General features: G+C 53.6%; 16 protein-coding genes. 1 reads left to right on the top strand and 15 read right to left on the bottom strand.

Translation table 11 applies throughout. The annotated features are described in order from the left end of the window. Positions 1–15 precede the first annotated feature (15 nt). The 11 genes from NST08_RS10130 to NST08_RS10080 form a co-directional block, all read right to left on the bottom strand. Positions 16–2,250, bottom strand: coding sequence for a hypothetical protein (locus tag NST08_RS10130; protein ID WP_007133105.1), 2,235 nt, complete (start codon positions 2,248–2,250; stop codon positions 16–18). 782 nt (positions 2,251–3,032) lie between these two features. Continuing rightward, positions 3,033–3,155, bottom strand: a complete 123-nt coding sequence (locus tag NST08_RS10125) for an HPP family protein (protein WP_083832690.1) — start codon at positions 3,153–3,155, stop codon at positions 3,033–3,035. A 251-nt stretch (positions 3,156–3,406) separates the two neighbouring features. Further along, the gene (locus NST08_RS10120; RefSeq protein WP_007133106.1) at positions 3,407–4,426 is read right to left on the bottom strand and encodes a potassium channel protein; all 1,020 of its coding nucleotides are present in this window, start codon (positions 4,424–4,426) and stop codon (positions 3,407–3,409) included. Between the two features lie 38 nt (positions 4,427–4,464). Then, positions 4,465–4,857, bottom strand: a complete 393-nt coding sequence (locus tag NST08_RS10115) for a DUF350 domain-containing protein (protein WP_007133107.1) — start codon at positions 4,855–4,857, stop codon at positions 4,465–4,467. Next, complete coding sequence (locus tag NST08_RS10110; protein WP_007133108.1) at positions 4,854–5,531, bottom strand: hypothetical protein; 678 nt, start codon at positions 5,529–5,531, stop codon at positions 4,854–4,856. The genes NST08_RS10115 and NST08_RS10110 overlap by 4 nt, the downstream gene beginning before the upstream one ends. Further along, on the bottom strand, positions 5,532–6,731 hold the full coding sequence (locus tag NST08_RS10105) for a glutathionylspermidine synthase family protein (protein ID WP_210095750.1): 1,200 nt from the start codon (positions 6,729–6,731) through the stop codon (positions 5,532–5,534). Next, a complete protein-coding gene (locus NST08_RS10100; protein WP_210095751.1) occupies positions 6,728–7,417 on the bottom strand; it encodes a hypothetical protein in 690 nt (229 codons plus the stop codon). The genes NST08_RS10105 and NST08_RS10100 overlap by 4 nt, the downstream gene beginning before the upstream one ends. 23 nt (positions 7,418–7,440) lie before the next feature. Beyond that, positions 7,441–7,659 (bottom strand): hypothetical protein, encoded by a 219-nt coding sequence (locus NST08_RS10095; protein WP_007133111.1) that lies wholly within the window; start codon positions 7,657–7,659, stop codon positions 7,441–7,443. A gap of 295 nt (positions 7,660–7,954) precedes the next feature. Beyond that, positions 7,955–8,194 (bottom strand): glutaredoxin family protein, encoded by a 240-nt coding sequence (locus tag NST08_RS10090; RefSeq protein WP_007133112.1) that lies wholly within the window; start codon positions 8,192–8,194, stop codon positions 7,955–7,957. A gap of 17 nt (positions 8,195–8,211) precedes the next feature. Further along, positions 8,212–9,240, bottom strand: coding sequence for a hypothetical protein (locus NST08_RS10085; protein WP_007133113.1), 1,029 nt, complete (start codon positions 9,238–9,240; stop codon positions 8,212–8,214). A 201-nt stretch (positions 9,241–9,441) separates the two neighbouring features. After that, positions 9,442–11,019, bottom strand: a complete 1,578-nt coding sequence (locus NST08_RS10080) for a cobyric acid synthase (RefSeq protein WP_100085321.1) — start codon at positions 11,017–11,019, stop codon at positions 9,442–9,444. Between the two features lie 391 nt (positions 11,020–11,410). Between NST08_RS10080 and NST08_RS10075 the strand changes: the two genes are divergently transcribed. Beyond that, positions 11,411–12,385, top strand: coding sequence for a hypothetical protein (locus tag NST08_RS10075; RefSeq protein ID WP_007133115.1), 975 nt, complete (start codon positions 11,411–11,413; stop codon positions 12,383–12,385). 52 nt (positions 12,386–12,437) lie between these two features. Here NST08_RS10075 and NST08_RS10070 read toward each other — a convergent pair whose 3' ends face one another. From NST08_RS10070 to NST08_RS10055, 4 genes are all read right to left on the bottom strand, one after another. Further along, positions 12,438–13,496 carry a Gfo/Idh/MocA family protein gene (locus tag NST08_RS10070; RefSeq protein ID WP_007133116.1) on the bottom strand — a complete coding sequence of 353 codons (1,059 nt, stop codon included), beginning with the start codon at positions 13,494–13,496 and terminating at the stop codon, positions 12,438–12,440. A 104-nt stretch (positions 13,497–13,600) separates the two neighbouring features. After that, complete coding sequence (locus NST08_RS10065; protein WP_373872069.1) at positions 13,601–15,166, bottom strand: extracellular solute-binding protein; 1,566 nt, start codon at positions 15,164–15,166, stop codon at positions 13,601–13,603. A 102-nt stretch (positions 15,167–15,268) separates the two neighbouring features. Further along, positions 15,269–16,189, bottom strand: coding sequence for a carbohydrate ABC transporter permease (locus NST08_RS10060; protein WP_007133118.1), 921 nt, complete (start codon positions 16,187–16,189; stop codon positions 15,269–15,271). Between the two features lie 16 nt (positions 16,190–16,205). Next, the gene (locus NST08_RS10055) at positions 16,206–17,132 is read right to left on the bottom strand and encodes an ABC transporter permease (protein WP_007133119.1); all 927 of its coding nucleotides are present in this window, start codon (positions 17,130–17,132) and stop codon (positions 16,206–16,208) included. Between the last annotated feature and the right edge of the window lie 163 nt (positions 17,133–17,295).

The raw sequence follows: 17,295 nt of genomic DNA, 5'->3' as shown, positions 1-17,295 counted from the left end.
GCCGCCCTCGAGAACTTAAGGCAGACGAGTGAATATTTCCTGCATATCGTAATAGCTTTGCTTCAAGCGCTCACTGTACACAGGCGTTTCCCACAGCTCCCAGGTGTACGGCTGAATCTTCCCGAGATCGATCTCCCGGGTGTCCGCCGCAGGGTCTGCCGACCCGTCAAGCTCCGACAGCTTCGCGATCCATGGAGCAAGTTTTATTCCTTCGGTTGTCACGGTCGAAAACTCCCGTTTATTTTTGAGCGGACTGTAATCGACCACCTGAAGAGAGCTAGGGTCTCCGAAGCCCAGCAGCATCCAAGGAATGCGCATCTCCACGAATCGGTCCTTGGACTGCCAAGCAGTCAGAGAGTTGAAATCATGGGACTCCGGATCACTGCTGCCCCGCTTGAGCATGCCCACCGTCTCGTCAATGAACGGGTGTGCAAACCGTGTGTCCGGCGGGTTCATCATCAGACTGATCGCCAGCTTCCAGGCATGGAACGTGCCGCCTGGGACGATCGGATCATCCTTGCTCCCGGCTTTCGGTTTATCCGGCAGCATCCAATATCCGTCCTTGCCGTACAAACGGCTGTGGAAATCATAGGACGGCGCGATGCTTACCTGGGATTCGTCATCCTGACCAAGCTGGATGAGCGTCTCCAGTTCGCCCCCTGTAAGCGATCTTCCAGCAAGCTCCTTTTTGGGAATATCCCCGCCGGGAATCGTATCCGCTCCGATGAACAGCTTGGAATCTTCCGGATCGAAGGCTTCCTCAAGCTCCATCCCGATATACAGGTATGCTTCATCATGCGTAAGCTTCATTCCCTTAACGCCCGGGGCCGTCCCTTCCCACTGTTTGACCTCTCCCTCAGGAAGCTTATCCCAATCGGCCAAATCGCCGTCAATGGAAATCTGCCCTTCTTTTCCCGGCTGCATGGCGAGAACGCCGAACATCTTCTCGTTCGTCAGCACATTCAACCAGAATGCCCGCCGGTCTGCCGGTATTTCAAAAGGCATCGTATTCCATGTTTTCTTAAACCATTCGTCCTGCCACATGAACAATATCGCCCCGGAATAGCCTTCATCGAATATCTCCTGGGTCAGTGAGGCATTAATTTCGCCCTGCTCGGCTTCATCATGCCCCCCTTGATCCCGACCGCCGGGGCCGTGGTGCGAGACGCCGATCGATGATGGCACGCCGTACTCGGTAACCATGATCGGCATATCGTCATATTCCGCTTTCAGCTTGCGGAGGTAGGCCTTGTAGGTGTTATATCCTCCATTCCCGTCCGGAATCGTCTGCAAGGTTTTGTCGGTACGGAAGAAATCCGGATAGTAAGGATACACGTGATAGGCCGCAAAGTATCCGGCACTCCAGTTAACCGGTTCAATATGCCGGGCATCGACGGACACCAGATCCTCTTCAAACAGCGGCTCACCCGGATGTTCCAGCACATCGGTCGTGACCCAATTCGTAAAGGTCATCGGATGCTGCCAGCCGTACTTTTGCTCTTGCTGAGCCGTATAATCCAGCAATGAGGCCAGCCAGTTCTCGAAGGGACTCGCATCCTTTGTGCCGGAGAAGAATGCCCCGTCGTATCTTGGAGCATCCTTATGTACCCTGTTCGTGTTGTCGACCATGGACGGATCCCATTCGGTTCCCAAATGCCAGGCCATCAAATATTTGCCCGCATTCGTCTTATACTCGCCGCTTGACTGTCCATGCTTCGGCTCTACGGTAATATCGCCGTATACAGCCGCAACCGCCTTGGAAATCTCGGCTTTAAACGTCTGCACAATCTCTTCGTCGTATGCATCCCGACGCTCGATCAGCTGCTCTTCCGGAGACCATATCCCCTGCATGAAATAGAGGGGATCCTCACCCTTGTCCCGGTTGTACTTCACCAGGGCCGAGTAGAAGACCGGATTGTGTACGGTGTAGACCCTAATGACGTTTGCTCCCATATCATCAATCTGTTTGAACCAACGCAAGTAGTCTTCTTCGGTTGCCGGCAACGCACCCGGAAAATGTCCCGGAACGGTCGCGCCGAGATTGACGCCCTTGGCGAATATCTCACGCCAGCTCTCATCTTCCCCGTACACAAGGAAAGAAGTGCCTTCCGTTTTGAATTTCATCTTCACACCGTCCGCTCCCGCATACGTCGTTATGACCGGACGGAAGTTTCCGAGTATTACAGCGGCACCGCTCAGAAGCACTATAGTGCACAGTGCTGCGGCAACCCACCATTTTCGTCTGCTCATCGTCTTCTTCGTTCACCTGCCCTTTCAATCCATAATGATTGCGTACCGGCTTGTTCGTGAAGACGGAGCTGCTACTCGTCATTCTACGGCCGATACACGCCCGATACCATATTTCTTCTTTACTAACTTTTCCCATTGGAATAGTAGTCATAAAGAAGTAAAACCTTCAATCATTCGTGGTTCTCCCCCGAAGCATGCTTTGCTCTTCTCTCAGCCGTGCTGTTTGACAAGATTGCATCCGAATGTTAGCTCGCTGCGTGTCTAAAAAATTGGACGCTGTTTAACCCGAAGAATCCCTATACAGCAGTACATGAGATGAGTTCAGCGTAATCACGAAGGTTTTCTGAAAATTTTCGTGAATCGTTAATATAAACGCAGAAAAATTGCTAAAGTTCCGGTCGTTTTTACATCTTTATCCATAGTTATTACAAAATTGATACCTTAGTCTTATAAAAAAACGGCTGAGAACCGCATTCCATCAAGGTTTGTAAATATTATCCATATCTACAAAATAAGAATAGAGTCCCGTACCGGGTTGGTTTTTATTCTATAGTTTTACAACTCAGGTTCAAGTGGTAATCCTATCCTATTTTTCCGGGATGCTGTTTCGAAATCCGCTTTTTATGGTATATGTATTAGTTACAAATTCTTAATTATCGCCGCCGCAACAAAGAAAGGATCCATTCCCGGTCGCCGCATGTCCATGGAACTGATCCTCCAATATAAAGATATATATTGCCTGTGCATCCATTAATTTTACAAAGCAAAAAAAGGATGTATCCTCAAAAAGCTGGATATCTCCGCTGCTTTACCGCATGATTGGCCAGAAGGGCAACCGGCACAATGATGATTGCTCCGGCCAGCACCGAGGTCAGCAGAAACGACCAGCCGCTTCCGGCCTTCATGACGACCAGCGGGGCAACGCTTGCCGAAGGATGGGCCGTACGGTCGGGAGCGGGGCGGCGGCCTATGAAGCAGAGGCCCTCTCTCCTAGAAAGCTAAGCGATTTCCTATGAAGCAGGAGAGAAGCAGTGAGCATCTGCTCATGGACCTTTCGGGCCAATGACGTCCTTTTCATCCCGAAAATGGACCTAAAAAAAAAGCCCACGCCGGCAAGATTGTCATCTTGAGCGCGAGGGCTTACGAGCCTTTACCTTTATTCTTTATCTGCGATTCTCCGATATGTCGCCTCATCCGAAACGATATAGAGCCGTGCATCCCCGGGAATCGGCTGTCCCAGCTTGCGGTTGATTCCCAGATCGCTCCGGTCGGCGATCAGCGTTGCGCCCTGACGGAGCAAATCCTGGAAAGCATCGCCATAGGTCTTCCAGACGCTGCTCACCGGAATCTCGTAAATGTCATCGCCAAACGAGCGGCTCAGCAGCTGCATCAGTACATCCGAGTTGCCTTCCTGCAGCGCGGCGCGGACCGCTAACCGGGAAACGGCATCGTGCGACAGCACAAATTCATTCACATCAATATGACGAAAATTCTGAACATTCTGCTCCTGCACGATCTCAACCGTCGTATGCACTTTGGGCGCAAGCCGCTCGATGCTCGAGGCGATGAGAAGCGACTTCCCATCGATCAGCGAAGCCTCGTCAATCCGCGAATCGGCAAAGATGATCGCCGCTTTCGCCTCATGGATATTGGCTCTGGATAACGTATCATCTGCAGCCGGGTCCCCGCTAACAAAATGCACCTGCTCGAGATGCTCAACCGGATGACGTCCGGATTCGTCGATAACGACGATGCCCGGTGCCGAATCATAGGACAATATTTCATCGATGGCGGACTGTGCCTTTTTGCTCCAATTGATAATGATGACATGATCTTTGCCGCGATAATTCAATCTGCCCGCTCCTCTCTGTCGCTGCATGCTGCCGAAAGCTTCTACGATCTTCCCGATCACCAGGCTGAGGAGCCCGATGCCGAAAATATACAAAAATATCGTCAGCACCTTACCCGGTACGGTGACGGCATAATAATCGCCATAACCTACCGTTGCCATCGTGGTCAGCACCCAGTACAGCGCGTTGAACCACGTTTTATAGGTATCCGGCTCCAGCAAATAGGCGGCGGTTGCGCTCAATGCGACAAACAGCACCACGATGCAGGTGATGGTGGTTTTGCGCAGACGCATCATTTTTAAAGACCATTTTAGGATAAAATGCACCCACTACTGCTCCTCTCCCGCATTTGCTGTACGAAGCTTTAGATGATCAGGCTGCTTACAGCAAAAGCCGTGCCGATAAACACCATCGCAAGCAAAATGCCGATGGCCATATTCCCCTTCTGCAAATGCTCGGAAATATTCAGGCCCGGCGTTACGAGCTCAAACACCCAATAGACGACGATCAGGCACACATACCCGACGGCAAACCACAGCATCATGTGCCAGATCGATGAATTCGTATAGGCGGAGACGCCCAAGATGATCGCCGTTCCCATAAACTTGCCGCCGAAGGCCAGCCCTACGGCCGCGTTCCCCTTCTTCAGCTCTTCCATGTCGTTAAACCGGGTCATCCAGCTGAATACTAGCATCCCCAGCAATTGAAGCAGAATCATGCACACCACGCTAACTGCGATATTGATAACAACCGTCACTCCGCCCACCCCCGAAATTTTGCATAGGCCAAGTCGTAATCGGCGAAGTCATGTACTTCCTCCAATACAACATCAACCGTCTTCTCTTTTTCCATTGCTGTATAACGCTTCTCGTCGATCGGCTGCTTGATCCGGTTCCCCGTCGGCAGCTCGATTACGGCAAAGCGTCTTGTTTCGTTTTTATGCGTCGTTGCGTACACGCCCACCAGTTCCACATCCGTTTTGACGATGACTTTGAGGTTGGTCAGATCTGCCTGGGCCGATTTCTCATCCTTGTAGGATTTGATCGTCTGCCAAGAGGATAAGCGGATATTATTCCGCTGGTTCTCGTCGGTCGTCAGCTCGGCGTCCATAAACTGCAGCGTCCAGATCTTGTCCCCGGTCGCATAGTTGCCGTCGTTGGGCAGCAGCTCATTATCCGGCAGCACGGTCATATCCCCGCCGATCAGATCACCCACGGTGCCCTCGACAATCCGGTAATCCCAAGGCACTCTTGCCGTAGAAATGGATTCCTCCCCCGAGCTCCCGGTATGAAACACCGTCTGGCTGCTGGAGCACGCGCTCAGCACGAATAAAAGCATCAGGCTTGCCGCCAGCCATCCGTATGCGGCAAGCGAGAATCTGCGTTTCCTGCGAGGCGCAGCTTGGTGCTCCTTTCCTTCATTCCATTCCATTTACTTCACTCCTATTGCGATAAAATGGCTCGTATTTCCCGTAATCAGACCGCCCGCCCGTCCCAGCAGCCCGCAAGGCGTGCCATTCAGGATGAACAAGCCTGTTAATAGATGAAACTCGCCCTCCGCTGTGCGGATTCGGGCCAGCTCGGCTCGCTGCTGATAGACCGTCGGGAACATTACACTGGTGTCGTAACCGTCCTGATCCTCTACCTCCAGCTCCCCCGAGTTATCGTACAGCTTTACCGAGCCGCCTTCCCTGCCGAACATCGACTTGGAGACGAAATTGCCGGAGAATACCGGTTTGTTATAGGTCGGGAGCATGTATTTCTCAATGGCCTCCCGTTCCTCCGGACCGAACAGCAGTCCCAGCTCGAACATTCCCCAGATCGCGGCCATCAGACCTTTGGACTGCATCAGAATGCTGTGCGGCGGATTAAACAGCGCAAGGTTTCCGGTCTCAATCGCGTAGGCCAGTGCGTCACCGCCCTCATCGACGGACATCCACTCCTTTGGATACAAGGCAAACATCCTGCGGATTTCCCGGTTGTCGCCGTCCCTCAAAACGCCTTCGTCCACCCACAGATCCAGGCAATCCACCAATCGGACGTCCAATCCGCTGTGCCGGACCAAAGCCTCAATCGTACCGGAATCCTCCAGGTGCTCGCCATAGCCGATGCAGGCTGCCGTATCCGGCCGCTCCACGCCCCAAGCCTCTGCAACCAGTCCAGCCATCCGGTCATTCACGGATCGGATGCCTGCTTGACGGCATAGCCAAGGGGTGGCAATGGAGGCCTCCACATAACCGGTAGGCGTGTCGGCATTCAGCTCGAGCAGCTTGATCGCACCGTCATGCGAAACCGCAAAATCGAATCGGGCATAGCGGCTGATCAGCCCTTCTTCCGGTATGGGGCATCGATCGAGCATTTCCCATAGAATTGCCGGGATGCCGATCAGATGGTAAATATGATGATTGCCGTGAATATAGCGAACGGTCTTGTCCACGATCCGCCACAGCATGGAGGCCGCAGCCTCGAGCTCATTGTAAACGTCTTCGTTCATCGTCACGATCTGGTCGATCCAGTACGGCTCCTCTTCCAGATCGGCCCACATGAACCCCAGCTCGGCAAGCTGCTTCACTCGCTCGCTCCGGTTATGGGCCGGCTGTCCTGCGACTTCAAACACGCCCGAATCGGTCATCCGCCGAACCCGCCCGATCTTGAGCTGGATTTCGAGCTGGACGACGAGCTGAAGCCGCTGGACTTGCCTCCGATTCCTCCGGATTTGGAAGAGGTCGAGCGCCGAACGATCGTCCCGGAAGACGAGGTCGAGGTCTTAGGACGTACGTTGGAGTTGACCACCGGCTTGTTCTGAAAGGCGCCGCTTGTGTACGTGCGTGGCTTGTATGGCTTGCCGGTGTTGGCATAATAGCCGCGGTGATTATCGTACCAGCCTCTGGATGAGTAATAGGACCCGTTGTTAAACAGCATATGGTAGAGCAGCAGATCGTCCCAGCCGAAGCCGGCATTGTATCCGCTGTAGTTATTGATGACCGTCGTGCCGCCGGAGCCCGACCCCGTCGAGCCTTCCTCGGCTTTCTGGAAATCCTCCTCTTCCGGGAACGGGATGTTCCAGTCGGTATGCTTATCGAAATATTTCTTCACTTCCTCGGTCGACCATGAGACCAGCTTCGGCTCATCGGCCGAAGATACGCCTTCCGAGGCCAGTTCGTTCGGGTTGCCGGCTGCGGTGGCTCCGGATACCAGAAACGCATTGGCGAGCAGCGCGATGCCGAGCGAGCTCGACAGGACGCGAATCGGCTTGCCTTCCGGCGTCAGCCATTTGGATGCCGGCGATTCCTGTTTGTCTTTTTCATTACTCAACATGATTGCTCCTTTCGGACAAAGATTCACACATTCCGCATCGGAACGAGCAGCAGCTCCAATTTTCCGGAATCTACATTCAGCCTGCCTTCAATCGTCTCATATTCCTGGCCACCCGCTACGATATAATTCACGTGTTCGAGCGCCGTCACCATGTTCATCGTCCATGTCCGCTCCTCAATCTGCCGGAGCTCTCCGTCCGGCTTCTTCTCGAACAGAATGACATTCATGCCGTTATCCAACATAATCTCCCTCCTTCAAAGCTTGGTGAATATTGATACGTGACATATCTCCGATCGTTTCATGATTCCTCTCGATCCATGATCAATCGCCGTTTTCCTAAGAAAGACACAAACCATATAATAACACCCCTACTGATTTTTGACACCTGTGAATTTGGATTAAACTTCGAAAAATTTTCCCGGCGGTAAGCACGAAAGCGACCGCTCCATCTGCTCCGGCGCAACGAAAAAAAGCGCGGCAATCCTTGTAGGATCGCCTGCGCTTCTTCCCCCACCAGCCATGGGTGAAACAGTTTTTTTATGGAATCAGCTTTCGAATCTCGTCCAGGTTGTCGGCAAAGCCGATAAACACCCGGCCGTTGATCACGATCGTCGGTACAATTGATTTTCCGGTCAGCTCCCGTACTTCCTCGGCGTAAGCCGGATTTTCCTCACAATTGTATTCCGTATACGGGACGTTCCGTTCCTTCAAATAACGTTTGGCAAAATTGCAGTCGCTGCACGTTGGTATCGTATATATTTTTACCGCTTCGGACATATCGATCACTCCTTGATTCATTGGATTTCTACCACAAACGCAGTCGTAAAGACCTCGTTCTTATGCTGAAATTGTCCCCAGATTTTGTAGATGCCGCTATTCGGAAAGATTGTGGCGAACTCCGCCTTCGGTCCGGTTCCGTCTTCATCCACCGGATGCACGTGAATGTATTCCTCCGCATCGGCCGACAAAATAACGACATGGCCGATTGCGCCCAGGTACGGCTCCAAATTATCGATGCCTTGCTTGGTTGCCGCATCCTGAAATTCGAAGGCGAGCACAGCCTCTTCATTCGAAAGCGTGTTGCTGAGCGATAGCTCGACCCGCTTGCCGTCCACTTGCTGCACGAGGTTTGTCGGCTTGATCGGTGCATGCGCCTGTTCCTCTCCTGCGACCGTTACCCACTCGCTAAGTGTTGCCCCATGAGCGCCCTGGGGAACGAAATCCGCGAACAGCTTATACTTCCCGCCTGCCGGAAATGTTGTGTTCACGGTAAAGACGCCGTTCTCCAGATAATCGGGATGAATGTGCTCAAAGTACGACAGATCGTGGTTGACGATGATCAGATGCATCAGCTTCTCATGATTAACATCGAATTGCTGCACCGGCTGCCCATCCTTGTTGGTAATCTTGATGGTCAGCTCCGTGTCGCTGCCTGCGTTCAGCGCACCGTTGAATTGGAAGGCCGCCTTGTAGTCGTCCGACGAAACTCCATGCCCTGCCCCATGCTCTGCATGTGCTCCATGTCCTGTATGTGCTCCATGTGATGCGTTTGCCGTATGCGTTCCATGAGCCTCTTGTGTTCCATGATTTCCACGCGCCTCGTGCGGCTCTTGCACATCTTGTATGCCGTGTGCTGAAGCTTCTTCGGCTTCATGCGCTCCATGCTCGCCTTGCCCGTCAAGCTGCGCCTCACGGCCGGCCTTATCCTGCGGGGATCGTTGGTTTCCGGAACTTGAGTCTCCCCCTTTCGGATCATCACATCCCGTGAAGAAACCGAAAGCCAGCAGGGTTGTTAATGTTAGAAAAGCCATTTTCTTACTCATCCGCGATCACTCCAATCCTGTAGGTGTCCACTTGCATGAATGTTTCTTTGCTTGTAATTAGTATACCCCCCTATCCTATATTTAATCAAGGGTAATGTTCATTTGGGGAGCAAAAAATTGAAAATCGACGCAAAATAACACCATGCCGTCGGCATGGTGCCACTCCAACTTTATTATTTATATTCCCGTTTGAAAATCCATTTATTCCTGGATGACCCGCTGCCTTAATCCGCTCATCGCATAGATTTTGTCCATATCCAGATGGCTTCGCACGATGCCCGCTACCCGGTCGAATTCCTCTAGCTTGCGGCTGCGCGCGTTGAAGGTTTCCCCGATCGGGGCCAGCCCTTTCTTCAGCCGGATGCCGTTCAGCCATGCCCTGCGCAGCTCGTCATTGTCAAACAGGCCGTGCAAATAACTGCCCCATACCGAACCGTCCGCAGTGCCCAGTCCCTCCGAGTGACCTTCCATCGGATAAGAATCGGCGTTCCCATCGGGGCCGGGTCCCATGATGAACAGCGGTGCATACGCTCCATCCTCGCTTGACCCGCTCCATTCACTGATCCCCATATGAATCTCGTACGCTTCAATGGGCGTATCGGCAGCGGGAACCGGAGTGCCCAGTGCTAAGGGATGCCCCTGCGCCAGCTTTCCCCGGACCCGAACGGTTCTCTTCTCTTTCCTGAAGATCGTCGTCAGCGGCAGCAGCCCGAGCCCCTCCGCTTCACGTGCGCCTCCTTCCACCGCATCCGGGTCGGAAAGACGCTTGCCCATCATCTGGTAGCCGCCGCAAATGCCGACAATCTGTACATTTCTCTCCCGCGCCCGGTCCATAATGCACTGTGCCAAGCCTTGCTCCCTCAAAAATTCCAGATCGCCGATCGTATCCTTCGAGCCCGGCAGGATGATGACATCCGGCTCGCCCAAATCATCCGCCGAGCTTACAAAGCGGACTTGGACGTCCTGTTCGCCGGCCAATGCATCCGCATCGGTAAAATTCGAGATCCGCGGATACCGGATGACCGCGATATCGAGCTCTTTCCGCGGTCCTGAGCGAAGCGCAAGCTTCTCCAGCACGACGGAATCCTCCGCCTCAATGCGCATGTCCGGAATGTAGGGCAGAACCCCGAGCACCGGAATGCCTGTGCGCTCTTCGAGCCAATCGAGGCCCGGCTTAAGCAAGGCAACATCCCCTCGGAACTTGTTGATGATGAAGCCCTTCACCCGCGCTGCCTCATGGGGCTCCAGCAGCTCGAGCGTACCGACGATAGAGGCAAACACGCCCCCGCGGTCGATGTCCGCAACGAGGATTACCGGGGCGTCGGCCCAGCCCGCTAAATTCATATTGACGATGTCCCGGTCCTTCAGGTTGATCTCTGCCGGACTCCCAGCTCCCTCCATCACGACAATGTCATGCTGCCGGCGCAGTCGTTCAAGTGCCTCGAGCACAATGTCCTTTGCTTTCGGCAGGAACCGATTCCTATAATCCATCGCGCTCATCTGCATTTCAGGCACGCCATGAATGACGATTTGGGACGTCATGTCCTTCACCGGCTTGATCAAAATCGGATTCATATCGGTCGTGGCAGCGATGCCGCAGGCTTCAGCCTGAACGCCCTGTGCCCGCCCAATCTCTTTTCCGTCTGGCGTTACGTACGAATTAAGCGCCATGTTTTGCGATTTGTATGGAGCCGGCCGGTAGCCGTCCTGGAGAAAAATGCGGCACAATGCCGTCGTGACAATGCTTTTCCCGACATCCGAGGCCGTTCCCTGCAGCATAAGCACGGCTCCCCGCTCTTCACGCCCCTTCATGGGCGTACCCGCTGCTTCCGTTATGTATTTGAGATCGCCGCTCTCATGCTGTGTCTCGGGATGATCGTAATCACGGCGAGTCTTGTCCTCGAACGGTCGAGGTCCTCCCACATCGCTTTGCTTCATCTGCGTCACTCTTTTCCTTTATTAAACTTAGGTTAGGACCATTATAACAAAACAGCGTTTAGGATCGCTCCATCTTTCGCGTCTGAAGAAACGATAGGTTCGGCCGTCTGACCGTTCTTTATGGGATAAATTTTTCACAAGGAGGGATACATTCGTCCAGAATATACTTTTTAAGTTAATTTTGTATTATCTTGGATAGGTGATTAGAGTGGTTAAGGGAGGAACATAGTGAATGGTAATGCATTTCTCCAAGATTAGCAACTTCTATGTGCACGTAAAATGGTTTACGGATAGCTTCGAATGGGACCCCCTGCCTTTCTCCCGCATCGTCACCCCGTCCTTCCTGTTCTGGCTAGCGTTTACCGTCCTAATGCTCTGGCTCGCCTGCGCCGTATCCGGGCCGATCAGCCGTGCGCGTCCGATCCTGCGAATTCATACATGGCTGTGCCGAATGAAGCAGCACACCCAGCTCATCCTGCGAACCGGCCTTGGCATCGGGCTTCTGCTGCAGTTATTCAGCGGGTCTTACCTTGCCCCCGAATTCACCATCAAATCGATGTGGATCGTCCTTGGGCTATTCATTGCCGCCGCCTGTCTGGCCAATACGAAAACGTTAAAAGTAAGCGGTGCCATTCTGTTCTTGCTGTATATCCAAGCTTCGCTGGAATACGGAGTTTTTCACGCCTTGGATTATTTGATGTATGTGGGGATCGTTTATTGCCTGTTCGTTTATGACACGCCTTTCATGAGAACCGCTCCCGCCGTCCTCTATATATGTATGGGGTTCTCGCTGTCCTGGCTCGCCATGGAAAAGCTGACCATGCCAGCGCTTGCCTGCTCCGTCATGGGCAGCTACGGACTTCCCACCTTCGGTTTTACCCTCGAGCAATTCGTGTTGATCAGCGCCTTCGTTGAGATCGGCTTGGCATGGGCCTTTATCATGGGAATTATGAACCGCTTTACCGCACTGCTCGTCACCGGAATCTTCTTCATGACAAGCCTTGTATTCGGTCACATCGAGGTGATCGGCCATACGATCATCCACACGCTGCTGATCCTGTTCGTGATCGAGGGCACCGGAGGTTTACGCACACCTGTGGAATTCCACCGTAAGCCCATACTCAGATACCTTTTTGTAACCGTTAACTTTTGCTTGTTCCTGTTTGTTTTAATGCCACTGTATATCTGGATGGGGAAAGCATGGTGAGCGGGCATCAGCGCACGATAAGTCACACACGCTTAAACCGGTCGGGATACGCTCAATCCGCCCTAAGCCGCACGGCAGACTTGGACTCGCTTGCTCTTACGACGGCATCCAGCACCTCCTGGTTCCGGTACCCGTCCATAAAGCCGGGCGCGCCGTCTGCCGGGGTCCCTCTTAAAACGGCGGCAAAATCGGCATACTGCGTGACCTTGCAATGAGCCGGCACCTCGACGAGTGCTCTCGCCAGCTGTCCGCCCTCTTCCTCACGGATCCACACGATGTGGTCCGGGTCAAGCGTTCCCGCATGAACCGTCCCCAAATCGCCGTAGATCGTTACTTCATGCTGGTTGCCCGAGCCGAATGCATTGCGCGACGTTTGGAACACGCCCATAACGTCCCCTGTCATCCGGGCCTGAAAGCTTGCGAAATCATCGACCTCAATCTTCGCCATCGCTCCCGTGACCGGATCGCGGCGTTCCGGAACGATCGTCTGCAGCTGGGCGGTCAGCTCCTCGAACTCTCCGAATAGAAAGCGCGCCATGTCGATCATATGCGAGCCGAGATCGCCCAGAGCCCCCGTCCCGGTGACGGCCTTGTTATACCTCCACATATACGGGACCTGTTGATGCGGGACGCCAAAGCCCTGGAGGTATTGGTGGGAGAAATGCCGGACCGTGCCCAGTTTCCCGGAACGCACGATCTCCCGGGCATAGCGGAATGCCGGCGTATAACGATACGTAAAGCCGATCATGACCGGGACCGGATGTTTCTCGTACAATTCCAGCAAGGGCACAGCCTCCTCGAAGATCCGCGTAAACGGCTTCTCCGCCAAAAAGGGTTTTCCCGCATGAAGGCATGCACTCATGATGTCGGCATGCACGTTATTCGGCGTCACCGAGACGACCGCGTCCACATCCGGGTCTTCGATCAGTCCCTTATAATTCGCGTAGCGCTTGCCGTCTTCGATGCCGAGCTGATCGCCGACTCTCGCCATCGCGTCCCCGTTCACATCGCTGACGGCAACAAACTCATACACATTCTCTGCTTTCATCCAGCGGATATGCTCTTGCGCCATGCCGCCGAGTCCAATCAAACCGATCCGAAACTTGTTCATGCCTAACGCTCTCCTCTTGTTCTTAAAATGTAGATTGCCCCAAGCAAAACGGCGGCGGCCCTGCCTATTCGCATCTGCAGGGCCGCATTCGCCTTATACTGGCATCACTTTGCGCTGGTATACCGTTTATAAGCATCCTTGCGAATCTGGAGCAGCCGCTCCAGTCCCATTTCGTTCAGCTTATTCACATAAGCGTCCCATTCCTGATCAATGTTGCCCTCCGTAATCCATTTTGCCCGGGTTGTGCTGACATAACCGTCGATATCGGTCGTCAGCGTAGGCAGCTCCTGGAATTCCTCCGCACTGTACATGACGTTCGGGAACGGGGTGGTCACATAATCGCTGCCCAGCTTATCGATGACCAGCTTCAAGCCGTCTCCTGTCGTTTCGTCCAGGATGATATTGCGCTCAAAGCTCGGACTGACGTACTTCGGTCCAAAATCGCGAACCGACTGCTCCCAGTACCAAGCATCCGCGCTCGTTCCCTCCGGCGGATTCATCAGCGTGTACGTACCGTCGTCGTTTTTCTTAATGACGGTGCCGATCGCGCCCCAGAAATTCTGGATGCTGGCTTCATTGGTATAGAACTGGTCCGCCCAGCGCGCCGATACCTCCGGATGCTCGTTGGAGGTCGTAATGAGCAGCTGGTTCCGCCGCAGGCTCAAGCCGCCCGGCTCTCCGCCCTGATAGCGTTTTCCGTCAGGACCGGCGATCGGTGGAATGGCGATGTATTGATCCTTCCACTTCCCGAACACGGCATCGGGTACCCACTGATTGGAGAAGCCGATCAGCGGAGCATCGGGATTCTGCTGCTTGGCCGTCAGCATGGTGTTGTCCTGGGTGAACACCTCCTGGTCGATCAGACCTTCGGCGTACAACTGATGCGCCCATTTTATCGCTTCTTTATAATTTTCCGTAATCGGATAGTACACGGGCTCCCCGTCCACCACCATCATGCTGTTGGCATTGATGTCGGTGATGCCGAACGGATTGTATAAATCCACGCTGATATCCCCGGAACCGCTGACCGGGATTTCATCGGCTTTTCCGTTCCCGTTCGGATCCTGTTCCTTGAACGCTTTGAACACCTGGTACAGCTCTTCGGTATTGTCCGGTACGTCCAATCCAAGCTTGTCAAGCCAGGTCTTGTTGATGATCGGCTGGATCGACGATTCCGGTCTGGACGGCAGCCGTGCCGGAAGGGAGTAGATCTTTCCGTCCGGGAAGGTGCTCATCTGTTTCATCTCCGGCGTCTCTTCCATCGCTGCCTTTAAATTGGGCATGTACCGGTCGATGTAGTCGTCGAGCGGCCGGAAGTAGGACAGATTATTGACGATATCGGAATCGCTGAACACAATGTCCCCGAAAATGATGTCCGGGAGCGTCCCGCTTGCCAGCATGATCGATTTCTGTTCGCCCCAGTCGTTCGAGGACATGATCTGCCAGTTGATTTTCACGTTGGTTTGCTTCTCCAGATCTTTCAGCCATTGATTCTGAAGAAACGTATCCCCCATATTCCCCCATCGAACGGTCAACACGTCCAGCGTGATCGGTTCATTCACGATCGGCAGCCCTTCTTCATTAAAAGCCGCATCCGGCTCCGCCGCCGGTTCCTTGCCGCCGCCGCTGCACCCCGCCAGATTAAACACCAGCATCAGAGCCAGCAGCATCGAAACCGCCGTCTTGACCGGAAATGCCTTAAGCTTCAAGCCCTTTACCATTCCATAATCCCCCCAAGCTTTTTGATGACAGGACATGCATTGAATCGAACATTATTGCTTTACGGCTCCGATCATCACCCCCTGGTTGAAATATTTCTGCACAAACGGGTAAATGCACATGATCGGAACCGTAGCGACAATGATGACCGCATACCGCATCAGGTTAGCTAAGCGCAGCGCGACGGCTGCGGCTTCCCCCGTTCCGAGGGCCGATTGCATCTGGTTCGTCACCAGAATGTTTCGGAGGATAAGCTGCAGCGGATACAGATTCGAATCTTTCAAATAAATCAGCGCGTTGAAATATGAATTCCAATGGCCGACGGCCGTCCATAAGGCGATGACCGAGATTACCGCTTTCGAGAGCGGGATGACGATCTGGACAAAATACCTCAGATTCCCGCATCCGTCGATCTGGGCCGCCTCCCATAAATCCTCGGGGATGCTCGTCTTGAAGAACGTCCGCGCTACGATAATGTTGAATACCGCCACCGAGAACGGCAGCACCATGACGAGAAACGTATCGTACAGCTGGAAATCCCGGATCGTCATGAAGGTAGGGATCAGGCCGCCGTTAAAGAACATCGTGAATATAAAAAGCAGGGAAATGTACTTGCCGCCGACCAAATCCCGTCTGGACAGCGCGTAGGCTGCCGAAATGTTGACCGCCAGGCCGATCGCCGTTCCCACGATGGTATACAGGATCGTATTACGGTACCCCACCCATATATTAGAATGCTTCAGCAATTCCTGATAGCCCGCCAGCGTAAAATCTTTCGGAAACAGCCACACCTGCCCGTTCGCAACGGCTGCCGGATCGCTGAATGAGGCAATGACGATAAAATAGATCGGATAGATCAGAACGATCAACAAGAGGACGGCGAAGATGTACATGGCAATCTCCAGGATGCGGTCAGAGGAACGGGTGTAGACGGCGCGCGCCCCTTTTTTCGTTTTTGCTTCCATTCCGCTCATTGAAACCCTCCTCTCTCTACCATAAGCTGTTCTCGCTGTACTTCTTGGAAATGTAGTTCACCATGATCAGGAGCACGAAATTAATGACCGTGTTAAACAGGTTGATGGCCGAGGAAAAGCTGTACTGGCTGCTCAGCATCCCGATTTTGTACACATAGGTCGCGATCACCTCGCTGGACGTGATATTGAGGTTGTTTTGCATCAGATACACCTTCTCGAAGCCGACGCCAAGCAGATTTCCGATTCGAAGGATCAATAGCGTGATCATGGTCGGCATCAGCATCGGGATATCGATGTACCGGATCTTCTGCCAACGGCTCGCGCCATCCATCGTCGCCGCCTCGTACAGGCTGGGATTGACGGCCGACAGGGCCGCGATATAAATGATGCTGTCCCAGCCCATGTGCTGCCACACGTCGGACCACACATAGACGCTGCTGAACCACCCGGCCGAGCCCATCAGATTCGGCGCCTCGGCACCGAAGAGGCGGAACAGGTTGCCGATCAAGCCCGTGCTGGGCGAGAACAGGATGAGCATCAGGCCGACCATGACCACCGTCGATATGAAGTGCGGCATGTAGGTCACCGTCTGGAAAAACCGCTTGAACCGGTTGGGACGCATCTGGTTGACCATCAATGCGAGCATGATCGGAATCGGAAACGTAGCCACGCTGTAGAGGCTGATGACGACCGTGTTTTTGATCGTGCTCTCAAATTGATAGGAGCGGAAAAATTTCTCGAAGTATTTCAGCCCCGCCCACGGGCTGTCCATAATGCCTGCCGCAGGACTGTAATCTTTAAAGGCGATCAGGATGCCGTACATCGGCACGTAGGAAAACAACAGGACCAGCACCACCGCGGGCAGCAGCAGCAGGTACAGCCCCCAATTTTTCTTGATTCTCGAAATAAGCTGCCGGGAGTCGTTCAGTTGGCCTGCTTTCAATGGAATCCCCCTTTCTCTCCCGCCGCTTCCAAAGCGTTAGGTTGAATCGAACAGCTTCAGTATACTCCGGCGGAGCAGCGTTAACCGGACCTTGTGAAACGCTAATCGGACCTTTCTTTTACCCTTACCGAGACTTGGGGCCCCGGTTTCGGCAATGTCCTGC

The organism is Paenibacillus sp. FSL K6-1566 (genome assembly GCF_038050475.1).
GTDB classification, from domain to species: domain Bacteria; phylum Bacillota; class Bacilli; order Paenibacillales; family Paenibacillaceae; genus Paenibacillus_AQ; species Paenibacillus_AQ lactis.
Note: the sequence above shows the minus strand (reverse complement) of the source record. Positions and strands in the feature narration are given on the sequence as shown.